The sequence below is a fragment of the Microbispora sp. NBRC 16548 genome (genome assembly GCF_030268985.1).
GTDB classification, from domain to species: Bacteria; Actinomycetota; Actinomycetes; order Streptosporangiales; family Streptosporangiaceae; genus Microbispora; species Microbispora catharanthi.
This window is the reverse complement of sequence record NZ_BSSF01000006.1, coordinates 304,568-319,566: the sequence shown is the minus strand read 5'-3', so window position 1 is coordinate 319,566 and position 14,999 is coordinate 304,568. Positions and strand designations below refer to the sequence as shown.

The 14,999-nt window shown below is 74.0% G+C and carries 15 protein-coding genes; 2 read left to right on the top strand and 13 right to left on the bottom strand.

Translation table 11 applies throughout. From position 1 onward, the window contains the following. The first annotated feature begins 11 nt into the window (after window positions 1–11). Together QSK36_RS18870 and QSK36_RS18865 are read left to right on the top strand one after the other, a co-directional pair. Window positions 12–1,268, top strand: a complete 1,257-nt coding sequence (locus QSK36_RS18870) for a DUF58 domain-containing protein (RefSeq protein WP_285783327.1) — start codon at window positions 12–14, stop codon at window positions 1,266–1,268. A 35-nt stretch (window positions 1,269–1,303) separates the two neighbouring features. Then, a complete protein-coding gene (locus tag QSK36_RS18865; RefSeq protein ID WP_285783326.1) occupies window positions 1,304–3,745 on the top strand; it encodes a transglutaminase TgpA family protein in 2,442 nt (813 codons plus the stop codon). A 206-nt stretch (window positions 3,746–3,951) separates the two neighbouring features. Here QSK36_RS18865 and QSK36_RS18860 read toward each other — a convergent pair whose 3' ends face one another. From QSK36_RS18860 to QSK36_RS18800, 13 genes are all read right to left on the bottom strand, one after another. Beyond that, window positions 3,952–4,335 carry an SCO2097 family morphological protein gene (locus QSK36_RS18860; protein ID WP_285783325.1) on the bottom strand — a complete coding sequence of 128 codons (384 nt, stop codon included), beginning with the start codon at window positions 4,333–4,335 and terminating at the stop codon, window positions 3,952–3,954. Window positions 4,336–4,482: 147 nt separating this feature from the next. Beyond that, complete coding sequence (locus QSK36_RS18855) at window positions 4,483–5,727, bottom strand: DNA polymerase IV (protein ID WP_182897211.1); 1,245 nt, start codon at window positions 5,725–5,727, stop codon at window positions 4,483–4,485. A 42-nt stretch (window positions 5,728–5,769) separates the two neighbouring features. Then, window positions 5,770–6,492, bottom strand: coding sequence for a methyltransferase domain-containing protein (locus QSK36_RS18850; protein ID WP_182897212.1), 723 nt, complete (start codon window positions 6,490–6,492; stop codon window positions 5,770–5,772). Window positions 6,493–6,588: 96 nt separating this feature from the next. After that, window positions 6,589–6,999, bottom strand: coding sequence for a transcription antitermination factor NusB (nusB, locus tag QSK36_RS18845; protein WP_182897213.1), 411 nt, complete (start codon window positions 6,997–6,999; stop codon window positions 6,589–6,591). 1 nt (window position 7,000) lies between these two features. Beyond that, on the bottom strand, window positions 7,001–7,561 hold the full coding sequence (gene efp / locus QSK36_RS18840; protein WP_139574438.1) for an elongation factor P: 561 nt from the start codon (window positions 7,559–7,561) through the stop codon (window positions 7,001–7,003). Between the two features lie 25 nt (window positions 7,562–7,586). Beyond that, complete coding sequence (locus QSK36_RS18835; RefSeq protein ID WP_352240512.1) at window positions 7,587–8,723, bottom strand: aminopeptidase P family protein; 1,137 nt, start codon at window positions 8,721–8,723, stop codon at window positions 7,587–7,589. Between the two features lie 98 nt (window positions 8,724–8,821). After that, the gene (locus QSK36_RS18830) at window positions 8,822–9,856 is read right to left on the bottom strand and encodes an LLM class F420-dependent oxidoreductase (protein ID WP_183539628.1); all 1,035 of its coding nucleotides are present in this window, start codon (window positions 9,854–9,856) and stop codon (window positions 8,822–8,824) included. A gap of 94 nt (window positions 9,857–9,950) precedes the next feature. Beyond that, window positions 9,951–10,751 carry an SAM-dependent methyltransferase gene (locus tag QSK36_RS18825; protein WP_182897216.1) on the bottom strand — a complete coding sequence of 267 codons (801 nt, stop codon included), beginning with the start codon at window positions 10,749–10,751 and terminating at the stop codon, window positions 9,951–9,953. Between the two features lie 77 nt (window positions 10,752–10,828). Next, window positions 10,829–11,404: a nucleotidyltransferase family protein gene (locus tag QSK36_RS18820; protein WP_183539624.1), complete on the bottom strand. Its 576-nt coding sequence runs from the start codon at window positions 11,402–11,404 to the stop codon at window positions 10,829–10,831. Beyond that, window positions 11,401–12,501 carry an XdhC family protein gene (locus QSK36_RS18815; RefSeq protein WP_183539622.1) on the bottom strand — a complete coding sequence of 367 codons (1,101 nt, stop codon included), beginning with the start codon at window positions 12,499–12,501 and terminating at the stop codon, window positions 11,401–11,403. Before QSK36_RS18815 ends, QSK36_RS18820 begins: the two co-directional genes overlap by 4 nt. Further along, entirely contained in the window at window positions 12,494–13,606 is a 1,113-nt protein-coding gene (locus tag QSK36_RS18810; protein WP_285783324.1) for a vWA domain-containing protein, read from the bottom strand. The genes QSK36_RS18815 and QSK36_RS18810 overlap by 8 nt, the downstream gene beginning before the upstream one ends. A 61-nt stretch (window positions 13,607–13,667) precedes the next feature. Next, window positions 13,668–14,570, bottom strand: coding sequence for an AAA family ATPase (locus QSK36_RS18805; RefSeq protein ID WP_285783323.1), 903 nt, complete (start codon window positions 14,568–14,570; stop codon window positions 13,668–13,670). An 87-nt stretch (window positions 14,571–14,657) separates the two neighbouring features. Further along, the gene (locus tag QSK36_RS18800) at window positions 14,658–14,999 is read right to left on the bottom strand and encodes an ArsR/SmtB family transcription factor (protein ID WP_285783322.1); all 342 of its coding nucleotides are present in this window, start codon (window positions 14,997–14,999) and stop codon (window positions 14,658–14,660) included.

The window sequence follows — 14,999 nt, the reverse complement described above, 5'->3', positions numbered from 1 at the left end:
ACGGAGGGCCCATGACCGGGCTGAAGGCTCTGACCCCGCGGGGACGCTCGTTCCTCGCCTCCGGCGTGGCGGCCCTGCTGTGCGCCCTCGTCCTCGGGGAGCAGGACCTGCTGCGCGTGGCCGTGCTGATCATCGCGATGCCGTTGATCGCGTCGATGGTCGTGGCGCGCACGCGATACCGTCTGGCCTCCGCCCGGCGGCTCAGCCCGGCGCGGGTGCAGGCCGGCGAGGAGAGCACGGTCACCCTGCGGCTGGAGAACGTCACCCGGCTGCCCACCGGGCTGCTGCTGGTGGAGGACACCCTGCAGTACGCGCTGGGCACGCGGCCGAGGTTCGTCCTCGACCGGATGGAGTCGCGCGGCGTCCGGGAGATCGACTACAAGGTGAGCTCGGACCTGCGGGGACGCTTCCCGATCGGGCCCCTCTCGGTGCGGATCGCCGACCCGTTCGGGCTGGTCGAGTTGACCCGCTCCTTCACCATCACCGACACGCTCGTGGTCACCCCCGAGGTGGTGCCGCTGCCGCCGGTGCGCCTGTCGGGCGAGCACAGCGGCGGCGGCGACAGCCGTACGCGGTCGGTCGCGGCGGCGGGCGACGACGACGTGGCGCCCCGCGAGTATCGCCAGGGCGACGACCTGCGCCGGGTCCACTGGCGCTCGACCGCGCGGCACGGCGAGCTGATGGTCAGGCGCGAGGAGCAGGAGTTGCAGAGCCGGGGCGCGCTGCTGCTCGACACCCGCAGGCACGCCCACCGGGGCGAGGGGCCGCGCTCGTCGTTCGAGGTCGCGGTCTCGGCCGCCGCATCCATCGGCGTGCACCTGTCCGCGGAGGGGCTCGCCCTGCGCCTGGTCACCGACCAGGGCGCGCGGCACGTGGTGGACACCGGCCAGTCGTGGTCGCTGCTCGACACGCTCGCCGTCATCCGGCAGAGCACGGCGCGCTCGCTGGAGCACGGCGTCGGCGCGCTGCGCCAGGGCGGCGGGGAGGGGCTGATCATCGCGGTCCTCGGGGCGCTCGACCCGGAGGAGGCCCGAGCGCTCGCCCAGCTCAGGCGTTCGGGCGTGACCGCCGTCGCGGTCCTGCTCGACCTCGCCTCCTGGGACCGCGCTTCCGGGAACGGGGCCTCCTGGGACGCCGTCGCCGACGAGAAGGCGCGGGCCGCGCGCTCGGTCCTGACCGGTGCCGGGTGGCGGGTGCTCGACCTGCCCGCCGGCGCCTCGCTCGCCGGCGTGTGGCCGGAGGCCGGAAACAAGAGGAGCGCGGCCTGAGCCGGCCGCTCCGGCGTGACGGAGGATAAGAAGCAATGAAACTGCCGGTTGCGGCGGGGCTGGCCACGGCGGCCGTCACGGTCACGCTTTACCCGCTCTTCGAGGGCGGCACCTGGTTCTGGTCCTGCATGGGGGCGATCCTCGTCACCACCGTGGCCGGGGCGGTGGCCTCCCGCCTTGGCGCCCGTCCGTGGGTGGCGCCCGCCGTGACGCCCGTGGCGGCCCTGCTCTACCTGACGCTCGTCTTCACGCCGGACGAGGCGTTGCTGCGGATCGTCCCCACCAAGAACTCGCTCGCCCGGCTCGCCGAGCTGGTCGGCTCCGGGTTCGACGACATCCAGCAGTACGCCGCCCCGGTGCCGGACAACCCCGGCATCACGCTGCTCACCACGGTGGGCGTGGCGCTGATCGCCCTGCTCGTGGACGTCTTCGCGGTGCGGCTGCGCCGGGCGGCGCTGGCCGGGCTGCCGCTGCTCGCCCTGTTCACCGTGCCCGCGGCGGTGATCACGGAGCCGATCGGGTGGATCGCGTTCGTCGTCGCGGCGTTCGGCTACATCGGCCTGCTCGTCGCCGACGGGCGGGAGCGCCTTAGCCGCTGGGGCCGGGCCGTCGTGGTGCGCCGTTCCTCGGGCTCCGCGCGTGGCGCCGCCCCTGACACCGAGCGGCTCGCCCTTTCCGGCAAGCGCATCGGCGTGACGGCGATCGCGCTGGCGGTCCTGGTGCCCGCGGTGCTGCCGGCGCTCTCCCCCGATCCGCTGTTCGGCTTCGGCGTCGGCAACGGCCTCGGCGGGGGCGGCGGCAACATCGGCATCCCCGACGCCATCGCCAAGCTCGGCGGCCAGCTCAGGCAGCAGGGCAACGCGACCGTGCTCACCTACACCAGCAGCGACGACGTGCCGCGCTATCTGCGGATCTACTCTCTCGACATCTTCGACGGGACGAAGTGGACGCTGTCCCCGCTGCGGGGGCTCTCGGAGGACCGCGTGTCGGAAGGGCCGCTGCCGCCCACTCCCGGGCTCCGCCCCGGGGTGTCGGTGAAGCGCGCCGAGATGCGGGTCACGATGAGCGAGGACATCGACAAGCTCAACTTCCTGCCGCTGCCGTACCCGGCCCGGCAGGTCGACGCGGACGGCGACTGGCGCGCGGACCGATCCTCGCTCATGGTCTTCTCCACGGAGGACGAGGCGTCCGGGCTGGAGTATCGGGTGGTGACCGAGGAGCCGGAGCCCACCATGACCGAGCTGCGCACGGCGGTGACCCTCCCGGAAAGCGACCGCTATCTGCAGCTGCCCGACGGGCTCGATCCCCGGGTGGCCGCCCTCGCGCGCCGGGTCACCGCCGACGCGGCCACGCCGTACGAGGCCGCGGTCGAGCTGCAGGAGTGGTTCACCCGGGCCGGCCGGTTCACCTACGACGTGCGCGCGTCCGGATCGGGCGCGCAGGCGCTGTCCCGCTTCCTGCTGCGCGACCGCATCGGCTACTGCGAGCAGTTCGCCGGCGCGATGGCCGTGATGGCGCGTCTGCTCAACATCCCGGCGCGGGTGTCGATCGGATACACGGGCGGCACCAAGATCGGCGACGTGTGGACGGTCCGCACCCACGACGCCCACGCGTGGCCGGAGCTGTTCTTCGACGGGATCGGCTGGCTGCGGTTCGAGCCCACCCCCGCCGGGGCCGGCGGGCAGGGCACGGCCCAGGTGCCGCTGTACTCGCTGCCCGTCACGCCGACGGACGATCCCACGACGGGCCCGTCCGGCGGGCCGTCGGCGGACGAGAAGGACGACAGCGGCCAGAGCGCCGGGCCGGCCCGGCCGAACCCGCGCCAGCTCGACCGCGACCTCGACGGCACGGCCATCGCGGCCGACCCGGGCACGCCCATGACCGTCAAGATCGGTATCGGCGCCGCCGCCGCGCTCGCGCTGCTGTTGCTGCCCGCCGCCGCGCGGCTCGTGGTGCGCCGCCGGCGCCTTCGCCGGATGACGCGGACGGCGACGGGAGCCCACGCGGCCTGGGCCGAGCTGCGCGACATGCTCACGGACCTGGGCATGGCCGGGGAGCCGAGCGAGACGCCGCGCGCGCTCGGCCGCCGGATCGGCGAGCGGTACGCGCTCGGGCCGCAGGCCGCCGAGTCGCTCACCCGCGTCGTCACGTCCGAGGAGCGGCTCAGGTACGCTCCCACGCCCTCGGCGTCGGGGCCCGTCCCCGCGGACCTGCGCCGGATCAGGCGCGATCTGGCGTCGAGGACCTCACGATGGCGGCGCCTGGGGGCCGTGCTGGCTCCGACATCCGTTCTGCTGCGGGTGCGGGCGGCCGGCGAGGGCGCGCTCGACGTGTTCGACCGGCTGGAGGGACTGCGGCTCTGGCGGGCGCGGCCCGGCGCGACGCGGACGGCCACGGCGCCGGAACGCCCCGGCGGCACCTCGGCCGGAGCCGGCGACTCCGCGAGGGAGCGGACCCTGACCGGCGCCCGCCGCTGAGCGGCCGGCCCCCGGCAGCCGCGCGTCGGATCACGTGGGGCCGGGGCGGCGGGTCCCTGCCGGGTCAAGCGGGGCGGGGCACGCGGCCGGCGAACAGCCGCAGGCGACGCGGGGGATGATCGGCGGTCGCCGCAGACGACTCGGTGGGCCCGCGACGCGGGCCCACCGGCGTTGCCTCGGATGGGGAGCGGTGGCTCAGATGGGGATCAGTGCTCGTCGTGGCGGCGGCGCCAGCGCTCCTCCATGCGCTCCATGAAGCTCTGGCGCTGGCGCTGAGGGCGGCGGCCGCGGTTGGGGGACGGCGGGGAGTCACCGAACCCGTTCATGCGCTTCCAGCTCGACAGGCCCCACAGGCAGGTGGCCAGCATGACCACGAAGCCGGCGGCACCGAGCCAGATCTGGGCCGCGACGACGCCGACCATCAGCAGGACCACGCCGAGTGCGAAGCCTATGGAGGCCTTCACCAGGCGGCGCTTGTAGTGGCTGCGCGGATCGCTGATCCGTACGGTGTTCGCCCACTTCGGGTCCTCGGCATAGAGGGCCTGCTCGATCTGGTCGAGCAAGCGCTGCTCGTGCTCAGACAGCGGCACGGCGCCTCCCAAGGACGGCCCCATTCAGGGGAAGACGGCAACGGACGACACGGGGTGTCCGAACCTCGCGGTCGGTTATCCCCAGAATACGAGGCCTCAGACGTAGGCGAAAGAAAACGTCCAACGCGGTCCAAACCGGAGGTGACGTCATGGACCTATTGGACCAAACGGACGCCGAACAAGCGATGCCGGCTTCACCGCGTCCGGACCGAAGCGGCGGGCCGCCCGATCCATGGCCTGTTCGGCCTCCCGCCAGCCGGTCTCCCGCTCCCCCAGGCCCAGCTGACGCGTCGCCGCGGCGGCCGGAAGCAGGTTCTCCACGCGCACGCCGACCAGCCGCAACCGCACCCGCTCCAGCCCGGCGGCCTCGTAGAGCTCGCATGATGTGTCGAAAATCTCCTTCGCGACGTCGGTCGCCTCGCGCAGCGTACGCGACCGGGTGATGGTCGTGAAGTCGGATCGGCGGAGTTTGACGCTGACCGTGCGGCCGACGTGCCCCCCGGCCCGCAGGCGCGCGGCGACCCGCTCCGACAGCCGCAGCAGCTCACGCCTGATCGTCTCGGGGTCGTCGACGTCGTGCGGGAACGTCTCCTCGTTGCCGATGCTCTTGTCGGGCGCGTGCGGCACCACCCGGCGCTCGTCGCGCCCCCAGGCCAGGGCCGCCAGGTGCGCGCCGACGGCGCCGAACTCGCGCTGGAGCGTCGCCGCCGGCACCTGGGCCAGGTCCCCCACGGTGCGGATGCCGAGCCGTACGAGGGCCTGCTCGGTGCGCTCTCCCACGCCCCACAGGGCGGCGACGGGCAGCGGGTGCAGGAACTCCACGACCCGGTCGGCCGGGACCACGAGCAGGCCGTCCGGCTTGCACTGGCGCGAGGCGAGCTTGGCCACGAACTTCGTGCTCGCCACCCCCACCGAGCAGGTGATGCCGTACCGCTCGGCGACCTGCGCGCGGATCATCCGGGCGATGGCCGCCGGGCTGCCGAGCCTGCGGCGGGCCCCGCCGACGTCGAGGAACGCCTCGTCGGAGGCGATCGGCTCCACTTCGGGGGTGACCGCCTGGAAGATCTCCATGACGCCGCGGGACACCTCGGCGTACTTGGCGTGGCGGGGCGGGATGACCGTGGCCTGCGGGCAGATGCGCCGGGCCCGGGTCATCGGCATCGCCGAGTGGACCCCGAACCTGCGGGCCTCGTAGGTGGCGCTCAGCACGACCCCCCGCGCGCCGGTGGCGCCGACGATGACCGGGGTGCCCCGCAGCTCCGGGTGGTCGAGCAGCTCGACGCTGGCGTAGAAGGCGTCCATGTCCACGTGCAGGATGGGGCAGCCGCTGTCGTCGGCCGGACCGTCCGGCGGTGGTGACGGATCCCGAGGCAGCAGCTGGTTCCGGGACATGAGGTCACCCTACCCGACCACCGCGACATCCGAACGTCTTTTCTACTTGCGGTAGGCGATGACGTGGATCTGGGTGGCGACGTCGCGGAGGACGGGATGGGTCGCCGCCGCCCGCTCCAGCGCGACGAGGCCCTCGGGGTCGCTCTCGGCCAGCATGCCCGGGACGAGGTCGGCGAAGATCCGCACGCCGTGCACCTCGCCGACGGTGAACCCGGCACCGGCCAGCAGCGCGCCCAGCGTCTCCCGGGAGAAGCGGCGCGGCGTTGGGTCGCGGTCGCCCCAGCGGCCCGCCGGGTCCGACAGCACCCGGCGCGCCTCGTCGAAGTTGCCAGCCAGGGAGCGGTGGACGGCCGCGGCGACCGAGTTGGCGGCCAGCACGCTCACCACACCGCCCGGCCGCAGGATGCCGCCGACCGCGCCCAGCGCGCCCGCCGGGTCCTCGACGTACTCCAGCACGCTGTGGCACAGCACCAGGTCGGCGCTGCCGGGGTCCAGCAGGTCGCCGAGGTCGGCGGCGTCGCCCTGCAGGCCCTTCACGCCGACGCCCGTCTCGGCGGCGCGGCGCTCCAGCGCGGCCAGCGAGTCGGGGGTCGGATCGACCACGGTCACGGTGTGTCCGAGCGTGGCCAGCGGCACGGCGAAGCCGCCCGTGCCGCCGCCGGCGTCCACGATGTCGAGCGTGTCGCGCCCGGTGGCGGCCGTCCGCTCGGCCAGGAGCGCGCGCAGCGCCTCCCAGACGACGGCGCGGCGTGTGGCGTCACGCACTTGCGGCCTCCCTGTCCGGCCTCTTGGAACTGTCGGCCTCTCGTAACCACCGGAACCGCCGGAACTGCCGGAGCCACCGGGCCGAGGGCCGTGGGGTCAGAGCGAAAGCGACGGCTTGAGCTGCTTGAAGCGGGCCAGCAGTCCGTTGACGAACTGCGGCGACTCGTCGGTCGACAGCTCCGCGACCAGGTGCACCCACTCGCTGATGACCACGCCCTCCGGGACCTCCTCCGACCACAGCATCTCGTAGGTCCCGCCGCGCAGGGCGTTGCGGTCCACGGCCGGCATGCGCTCCAGGGTCCAGCCCTCGGCGTACGTCGAGATCAGCTCGTCGATGCGGTCCAGGTGCCGCACCACGCCCTCGACGAGGAAGGAGCTGTACTCGTTGACCGGCGGGTCCGCCCGCTCCACCCGCTCGGCGAGCACGTCGAGCGGGCTCAGCTGCCGGGCCTCGGCCTCGAAGAGGATGTCCAGCGCGCGGCGGCGGGCCTTCCCCCGAGCCGACACGTCAGGCCCGACCGAGGTACTCGCCGGTGCGAGTGTCGACCTTGACCTTCTCGCCGGTCGTGATGAAGAGCGGGACCTTGATCTCGGCGCCGGTCTCCAGGGTGGCGGGCTTGGTGCCGCCGGTGGAGCGGTCGCCCTGCAGGCCCGGGTCGGTGTGCGAGATCGTCAGCTCCGCGGCCGCCGGGAGGTCGACGTACAGCGGGTTGCCCTCGTTGAAGGCGACGGTCGCGGTCGTGTTCTCCAGCATGTAGTTGGCGGCGGTGCCCACCACCTCGCGCGGGATGTTGACCATGTCGTAGGTCTCGGTGTCCATGAAGACGAAGTCGTCGCCGTCGAGGTAGGAGTACTGCATGTCCCGCTTGTCGACGTTCGCCACGTCAACCTTCACGCCGGCGTTGAAGGTCTTGTCGACGACCTTGCCGGACATGACGTTCTTGAGCTTGGTGCGGACGAACGCGCCGCCCTTACCCGGCTTGACGTGCTGGAACTCGACAACGGTCCACAGCTCCCCACCGTCGAGCTTGAGCACGAGTCCGTTCTTCAGGTCGTTCGTCGTCGCCACGTAGCGTCTCCCGCGTGCGGCTGCCCTACAGGACGAGCAGCTCCTTGGTCGTCAGTGTGAGAAGCTCCGGCCCGTCACCACGCGTCACCAGCGTGTCCTCGATGCGCACACCGCCCCTGCCCGGGAGATAGACCCCCGGCTCGACGGTGATCGGAACTCGATCCTCTAGTCTACCGGTCCTGCCAGGGCCCAGGAACGGCAGCTCGTGGATCTCCAGGCCGACTCCGTGGCCCAGCCCGTGGCCGAACCGCTCGGCGTGACCCGCCTCCGCGATCACGTCGCGCGCCGCGGCGTCCACCTCGTGCGCCGTCGCCCCCGGCCGTACGGCGTGGCGGCCGGCGCGCTGGGCCTGCCGTACGAGGTCGTAGAGGTCGCGCTGCCACGCCGCGGGCGGGCCCACCGCGACCGTGCGGGTCATGTCGGCGTGGTAGCCGTCGTAGCGGGCGCCGAAGTCCATGGTCACCAGGTCGCCCCGCTCGACCGGCCGGTCCGAGGGCGAGTGGTGCGGGATCGAGCCGTTGGGGCCGCTCGCCACGATGGAGTCGAAGGCCGGCTTGTCGGCGCCGAGCTCGACCATGGCGGCCTCCAGCCACCGGGCGATCTCCCGCTCGGTGACGCCGGGGGCGATGCGCTCCACGACCAGGGAGAACGCCTCGCCGGTGATCGCGCAGGCGCGCCGCAGCGCCGCGATCTCCCCCTCGTCCTTCACGGCCCTGACGGCCTCCACGAGGCCGCCGACCGGATTGAGGCCGGCATGCTCGGCGGACAACCGCTGGAACAGCCCCACCGGCATGTGGTCGGCCTCCACCGCGACCCGCGCCGCGCCCGGCCCCCGCTTGAGCAGGACTCCCGCCACGTCGCGGTCCTCGATCACCTCGACGCCCGAGCACACCGCCTGCGCCGTCTCCAGGTAGCGCGAGTCGGTGGCGAGCGCGGCCTCGCCCGTCGCGGTGACGAGCACGGCGGCGTTCGAGCTCGCCAGGCCGGTCAGGTAGCGGACGTTGACCGGCCAGGTGACGAGGGCGGCCGCCGCCTCGTGTTCGCGCAGCGCCCCGGCCAGCCGCGCGCGGCGCGCGGCGTGGATCGCCGCGGCGCCCGTGACGGTGGTCCCGGTGCGTGCGGCGTGAGTCCCTGCGGCGTGAGTCCCTGCGGCATCGGTCACGGACGGACTCTACCGCCGCCCCCGCCGGAGCCTTTCCGGCTCCCCTCCCCGCGCGTCCCACCGGCGGCGGCGGGGCGCGGGGTCCGGGGAGGCGGCGGTCAGGAGGCCAGCTCGCGGATCTTCTCGATGAGCTTGACGCGCTCCTCGTGGGTGCGGGCCATGGGCGCGACGTTGAGCGTGGTGACCCCGGCCTCGCGCAGCGCGGCGAGCCGCTCCCTGATGTGCCCCTCCGAGCCGACCAGGGACATGCGCTCCAGCAGTTCCCTGGGCACGAGCGCCTCGGCCTCCTTCTTCCTGCCCTCCAGGTAGAGGTCCTGGATCTGCTCGGCCTCCTTCTCGTAGCCGTAGCGGCGGGCCAGGTCGTTGTAGAAGTTCCTGCCCTTGGCGCCCATGCCGCCGATGTAGAGGGCGGCCATGGAACGGCCCAGCTCCAGCACGTCGTCGACGTCGTCGCCGATCGCCAGCATGGCCTGGGCGATCACGTCCAGCTCGCCGAGCGCGGGGTCCCGGCGCTCCCGCCCGGCGGCGAGGGACGCGCCCCATACGTCGCCGGCCTTCTCGGGCACGAAGAAGATGGGCTCCCAGCCCTCCGCCAGCTCGGCGGCCAGCTGCACGTTCTTCGGCCCGATGGCCGCGATCACGATCGGGATGCGCTCGCGCACCGGGTGGTTGATCAGCTTGAGCGGCTTGCCGAGGCCGGTGCCGCCCTCCAGGGGCAGCGTGTAGTGCTTGCCCGCGTACTGCAGCCGCTCGCGCCGCCACACCGTGCGGCAGATCTCGATGACCTCGCGGGTGCGGCCGAGCGGCGCGGTGTACGGCACTCCGTGAAATCCCTCGATGACCTGCGGGCCCGACGTGCCGATGCCGAGCGTGAACCGCCCGTCGGAGACGTAGTCGAGACCGGCGGCCGTCATGGCCAGCAGGGCCGGCGTGCGGGAGTAGATCGGCAGGATGCCCGAGGCGATCTGCAGCCGCTCGGTCCTCGCCGCGATGTAACCGAGCTGGCTGACGGCGTCGAAGCTGTACGCCTCGGCCACGAACACGATGTCGAGCCCGGCCTTCTCGTAGTCGGCCAGCTCGGCGACGGTCTCCTTGAAACCCCCCGAGTAGTTGAGGGCCATCCCGATCCGCATCCGCTTCGTCCTTCCGCGCGTGAACCCGCCAGTAACCGAATGATGTTCCGTATTCGAACCCAAGGCTAGTGGCGCGGACCGGGCATGACCATCGTCAGGGTCGGCGGCCGACGCCTCCGAGCACCGGCAGGAAGCCGCCGCGCAACGGCAGCGCGTCGGGCTCGGGGCGCCACTCGTTCAGCGGGACCGGCCCGGGCTCGACCATGTCGAACCCGTCGAAGAACCGGATGATCCGCGCCGCCGGCCTGGCCTCGAAGGGCGCGTTGGCCCTGCCGTACACGCCGCCCGCCGCGGCCATCGCCTCCTGGACGAGGTCGGAGCAGACGTGCGAGATGACGATGTGACTCCCGGAGGGGAGCAGTTCGCGGTAGGCCGCCACGATTCCCTCCGGGTCCTCCTCGTCCGGCACGAAGTGGAGGCAGGCCACCAGCAGCAGCGCGACGGGCCGGTCGAAGGTGAGACCGCTCGCCGACGCCGCGGCGACGATCTCCTCGGGCCTGCGCAGGTCGCCCTCCAGGAAGCGCACACGCGGATCGCCTTCCAGCAGCGCCCGCGCGTGCGCCGCCACCACCGCGTCGTTGTCCACGTACGTCACGAGCGAGTCGGGGGCCTCCTCCAGCGCGATCTCGTGGACGTTGCCCTGCGTCGGGAGTCCGGCGCCGAGGTCGAGGAACCGGCGGATGCCGCAGTCGGCCGCCAGGTAGCGCACGGCCCGGCCGAGGAACGCGCGGTTCTCCCGCACGGCCTCCCGTACGTGCCCCTGGGACAGCTCTATGACCCGCTCGGCCGCCGCCCGGTCGGCCGGGAAGTGGTTCTTGCCGCCCAGGTAGTAGTCGTACATGCGGGCGACGTTGGGCTGAGTGACGTCGAACCCGCCGGGCGCCTGCTCCGTCATGACGCGCTCCCCGCTCGGCCGGACTGCTCTTCGCGATCATTGTGACGGAGCCCACCAAGGGCGGCGAATCGGGCGAATCACTCCTTATGCAGTCGTCGCAGGTCAGCCGGGGTGTCGACGTCCGCGGGGTCGCCCGCGTCGTCGCAGGGCACGGCCGTGACCAGTTCGGGATGCGCGCGCAGGAAGGGCCGCGCGCCCACGTCGCCCTCGGCGAGCGCGGCCACCTCCGCCAGGTGCTCGCGGGCGATGAGCACCGGGTTGCGCGGCGCCCCGCCGTACGCCGCGACGGCGACGCGGGCGCCGGCCTCGAACGCCGCGATCAGCCGGCGCACCGCCTCGGGCCGCACCAGCGGCTGGTCGGCCAGCGCGATCACCACCGCGGGGGCGGCCGGCGGGAGCGCGCGCAGCCCGGCCCGCAGCGAGGACCCCATGCCGGACGCCCAGCCGGGATTGCGCACGACGACCGCGCCGGCGACCGGCACGTCGGCGGCCCCGAGGACGATCAGCACCGGCCGGCACCCGCCCTCGGCGAGCAGCCGCACCCCGCGGTCGGCCAGCCGCTCGCCCTCGAACTCCACCAGCGCCTTCGGCCCGCCGAACCGGCTGCCGCCTCCGGCGGCCAGCAGCAGCCCGGCGACCGCCGCACCGCTCACCGCGACTCGCCGTGGATGCGTCCCGACGTCTCGGTGAGCGGCCTGCCGCTGCCGCCCCAGCGCAGCTGGATCAGCTCGGCCGCGATCGACACGGCCGTCTCCTCCGGCGTGCGCGCCCCGAGGTCGAGCCCGATCGGCGACCTCAGCCGGGCCAGTTCGTCCTCGGTCAGGCCGGCCTCGCGCAGCCGCGCCAGCCGGTCCGCGTGCGTGCGCCGCGACCCCATGGCCCCGACGTACGCCGCGGGGGTGCGCAGGGCCACCTCCAGCAGCGGCACGTCGAACTTCGGGTCGTGGGTGAGCACGCAGATCGCGGTGCGCTCGTCGACCTCGGCGGCGGCCAGGTAGTCGTGCGGCCAGGCCACCACGACCTCATCGGCCTCGGGGAACCGCTTGGCCGTGGCGAAGACCGGCCGCGCGTCGCACACCACCACGTGGTAGCCGAGGAAGCGGCCGATCCGCGCGACGGCCGCGGCGAAGTCGATCGCGCCGAAGACCAGCATGCGCGGCGGCGGCGCGAACGACTGCACGAACACCCGCAGCTCGTCCAGCCGCCGCTCGCCCTCGGGGCCGTAGCGCCGCACGCCGGTCAGGCCCTGCGCGAGCATGCCGCGCACGTCGTCGTCCACCGCGTCATCGAGCCGGGCCGAGCCGAGCGAGCCCGCCGCCCGGTCCGGCCAGACCACGCGGCGGGCCCCCACGCGACCGGGGCCCGCGACGATCGTGGCCACCGCGACCGGACGCCGCGCGGCGACGTCCGCGGCGACCTCCCCCAGCTCCGGATAGTCCTCCTTCGAGACCGGCTCCACGAACACGTCGATGATCCCGCCGCAGGTCAGGCCGACCGCGAAGGCGTCGTCGTCGCTCACGCCGTATCGCTGCAGCACCGGCGTCCCGGTGGCGACGACCTGCGCGGCGAGCTCGTACACCGCTCCCTCGACGCAGCCGCCCGACACGCTGCCGGCCGCCTCACCGTCGAGGACCGCCATGGCCGCCCCCGGCGGGCGCGGCGCGCTGCGGAAGGTGCCGACGACGGTGGCGAGGCCGAACCGCCGCCCCTGCTCCCACCAGCGCAGCACCTGGTCCAGCACGTCACGCATCGGCCCCTCCCCTCCGCACTGCCCGCACGGGCCGGTCGCCGGCCAGCAGCGCGGCCAGGTCCTCGTACGCGGCCAGGCTGTGCCCGGCGACGAAGTCCGTGACGTACGGCAGCGCCGCGCGGATGCCCGCGGTCAGCGGCCGGTACGCCGGGTCGCCCTTGTGCGGATTGACCCACACGACGCGGCGGGCGAGCCGGGACAGCCGGGCCATCTGCGCGCCCAGCAGGTCGGCCGGGCCCCGCTCCCACCCGTCGGAGGCGATCACGACGATCGCGCCCCGGGGATCGGGCAGGCGCAGCAGCGCCCGCACCTCCTCGCCCAGCCGGGTGCCGCCGCTCCAGTCCGGGATGGCCGCCGAGCACTCGTCCATGGCGAGGCCGGGGTCGCGGTGGCGCAGCGCGGCGGTGATCCTGGTGAGCCGGGTTCCCACGCTGAACACCTCGGTCGCCCCCGGCTCCGCGCGCACCAGTGCGTGGGCGAAGCGCAGCAGCGTGTCGGCGTAGGCGGCCATCGAGCCGCTGACGTCCACGAGCATGACGACCCGCCGCGGGCGGTCCCTGTGCACGCGGCGGCGCAGCCGGGCCGGTTCCCCGCCGTGCCGCAGGATCTCCCTGACCGTGCGCCGCGCGTCGGTCGCGCCGCCGTGAGGCGCCGGGCGGTAGCGCCGCGACCTGCGCGGCTGCCGCGTGCCGCGCAGCAGCGCGAGCAGGCGGTGCACCTCCCGCCGCTCGGCCTCGCTCATCCGCGCCACGTCCCGGTGCCGCAGCACCTCGATCTCGCTCGCCGTGGCCGGGGGCGCGCCCGGCGCGCCCGCCGGTTCCGGCTCCCCGCCGCCGTACGGCGCCGCCACCGGGCGCGTCACGGACACGGCCGTCGCGCGCACGCGGCGCGGTGCGCGAAAGGCGGCGGAGAAGTAGGCCGCGAAGCAGCGGTCGTAGCGCGGCAGGTCGTCGGGCCCGGCGCACAGGGTGAGACGGCCCGCCCAGTAGACGTTCCGCCCGTCGGCGGCGTCGAGGTGGCCGAGCGCCGCGAGGAAGCTCTGGGTGCGATGGTGGTCGGCCGCGACCCCCGCCGCCCGCAGCGTCCGGGCGAACCCGGTCAACACCGCGACAGGTTCGGGACCGGGCGGCGCGAGAAGGCCCGGGAGGTGGCCGCCACCGCCCCGGTCAGCCACGGCCGCCGTCCGGCGTGAGCAGCCCCCGGGCCCGGACGGTCTCCTGGTCCTCCCGGTGCTTGAGCACCGCGCCCAGCGTGGCGGCGGCCAGGGCCGGATCGAGCTCCACCGCGCCGAGCGTGAGCAGCGCCTCGGTCCAGTCGAGGGTCTCGGCGATGCCCGGCGGCTTGACCAGGCCGGCCTCGCGCATCCGGCCCGCCGTCCGCGCCACGTCGGCCGCGAGCCGCTCCGCGCATCCGGGCAGGCGCCGACGCAGGATCTCCACCTCCCGGTCGAACCCCGGGTGCTCCAGCCAGTGGTAGAGGCAGCGCCGTTTGAGCGCGTCGTGCACCTCGCGGGTCCTGTTGGAGGTCAGGACGACGACCGGCGGGCTCGCCGCGCTGATCGTCCCGATCTCCGGCACCGAGATCGTGAAGTCGGACAGCACCTCGAGCAGGAACGCCTCGAACTCGTCGTCGGCCCGGTCGATCTCGTCCACGAGCAGCACGCTGGGCTGCGTCTCCAGGGCCCGCAGCAGCGGCCTGGCGATGAGGAACCGCCGGTCGTAGATCTCGCCCTCGAGCGCGGCGACGTCGGCCACGCCGGCCGCCTCGGCCGCCTTGAGATGCAGGAGCTGACGCGGGAAGTCCCAGTCGTACATGGCCTGCGCCGCGTCGAGCCCCTCGTGGCACTGCAATCTGATCAGCGGCGCGTCCAGGATCGCCGCCAGCGTCTTGGCCAGCTCGGTCTTGCCGACGCCCGCCTCCCCTTCCAGGAACAGCGGCCGGCCCATCTTCAGGGCGAGGTAGGCCGCGGTCGTCACGCCCTCGTCGGCCAGGTAGTCGTGGTGGTCGAGCAGCTCCGCCAGCCTCGCCGGCGCGTCGATGTCCGAGATCGTGGTCGTCCGCCGCAGCACACGGACAGGCTACGTGGCGGGCGTTCCGCGAGGCTCTGGCCGAATCCGCCAAAGCCGGGCCTGTCACACGGCGCCGCGTCGCCACGATCACACAGATCCGCCCGGGCCCTCCTCCGCGGTCGTGCCGAGCACGGCGTCCAGCAGGCCGGGGAAGCGGTCGTCCAGGTCCTCCCTGCGCAGGCTCACGTACCGCTGCCTGCCCTCCGGCACGTTGCGGACGACACCGGCCTCGCGGAGGGTCTTCAGGTGGTGCGACAGCGTCGACTTCGGCACCTCTCCACCGGTGGGCTGGCACGCCGCCACCTCCAGCGGGCCCTGCGCGAGCCGCCGTACGAGCGCCAGCCGCGAGGGGTCGCTGAGCGCGAACAGCACGTCGGTCAGCACCAGGCTCGCGGCGTCGGGGTGCGGTAGGTCCCGGGCTCCAGGCAT